Origin of the sequence: Actinomadura sp. KC345, from assembly GCF_004348515.1 — a bacterium.
Classification (GTDB): Bacteria; Actinomycetota; Actinomycetes; order Streptosporangiales; family Streptosporangiaceae; genus Spirillospora.
Window position 1 is genome coordinate 1 of the sequence record NZ_SMKH01000572.1, and the last position, 1333, is coordinate 1333.

1 protein-coding gene is annotated in these 1333 nt (G+C 78.0%); it reads right to left on the minus strand.

Annotated features, from left to right (window positions below; translation table 11 throughout):
• On the minus strand, positions 1-1333 hold a 1333-nt coding region (locus tag E1281_RS39665; RefSeq protein WP_131884811.1), incomplete at both ends, for a histidine kinase.

Sequence of the window (1333 nt, forward strand, 5' to 3'; positions counted from 1 at the left end):
GTGCAGGGCGCCGCCGAGGAGGCGGACCCGTTCGGTGAGGCCGGTCAGGCCGTGGCCGCCGGACGGCAGCAGCGGCGGCCCGCCGGGTGGGGGCTCGTTGGTGACCGTGACCGTCACCCTGCCGCCGGGCCCGTCCCGCCCGGCGGGTTCGGTGTGGCGGGTCAGGCGGACGGTGACGGTGGCGCCCGGGGCGTGCTTGGCGGCGTTGGTGACGGCCTCCTGGACGACGCGGTGGGCGGCGAGCGCGACCATCGGCGGCAGATCCGGCAGATCCGGCAGACCGGCGTCGGCCCCGTCGGCCCCGGCGTCGTCGGCGTCGTCGGCGGCGTCGGCGGCGAGGTGGACGGGGATGCCGGACGCGCGGGCGCGTGCGACGAGTTCGGCGATGCTCTCACGGGCGGGCCGGACCGGCGCCGCGTCCGTCGCCGTGCCGCCTGCCGCCGCGCCGCCGGCGGCCGCGTTCTCGGTGGCCGTGCCGTCCGGGAAGGGGTCGCCGGGCGGGGTGGCGTCGCGCAGGACGCCGATGATCTCGCGGAGCTGGTCGGTGGCCTCGGCCGCTCCGGCGCGCAGCTCGGCGGCGGCTTCGCGGTGCCGGTCGTCCAGTCCGGGCGCGACCTGAAGGGCTCCGGCGCGGACGGCCAGCAGGGCGAGTTCGTGGCCGAGGGAGTCGTGCATGTCCTGGGCGATGCGGGCGCGTTCGCGGAGGCGTTCCCGCTCGGCGATGATGCGCTGCTCGTGCTCCAGGCGCTCGGCGCGTTCCCAGCCGGCGTGCAGGAGTTCCTGGTACTGGCGCCAGTAGCGGCCCATCAGCCAGGGCAGGACGCCCAGCAGCACCAGCCAGACCGTGGAGGGGAACCAGGTGGTGACGGCCAGTCCGCGGGCGACCGACAGCAGCGCGCCGGTCACGAACACGGCGGTGAACCCCCACAGCAGCGGCTGCGCGCTGGTGGTGGTGCGCCTCCCGGCGAGGTAGGCCAGGACGGGCATGGCGAACGCGAAGTTGCCGTGCACGCCGGTCAGCGCGGTGGGGATGAGGAGCGCCGCCGCGGGCCAGGTGCGCGACACCGCGATCGCGGCGGCGAGGGCGGCGAGGCCGGCCGCCTGCAGCCGCCACGAGACCAGGTGGGGCGCGAGCGGCGAGATCATGCCGACGACGACGGGGAAGGCCAGTACCGGGTACAGCAGGGCGTCCTTGACCAGCGAGGTCCGGTCGGGCCGGCGGACGGCCTCGCGCAGCGCCCGGGGCCGGGTGGTACGTGCGGCGGCGCGGGCTCGGGCCGCGGCCGCGGCGCCGGCGCGCCGCACCGGCCCGGTGCCCGGAGCGGTGCCCGGG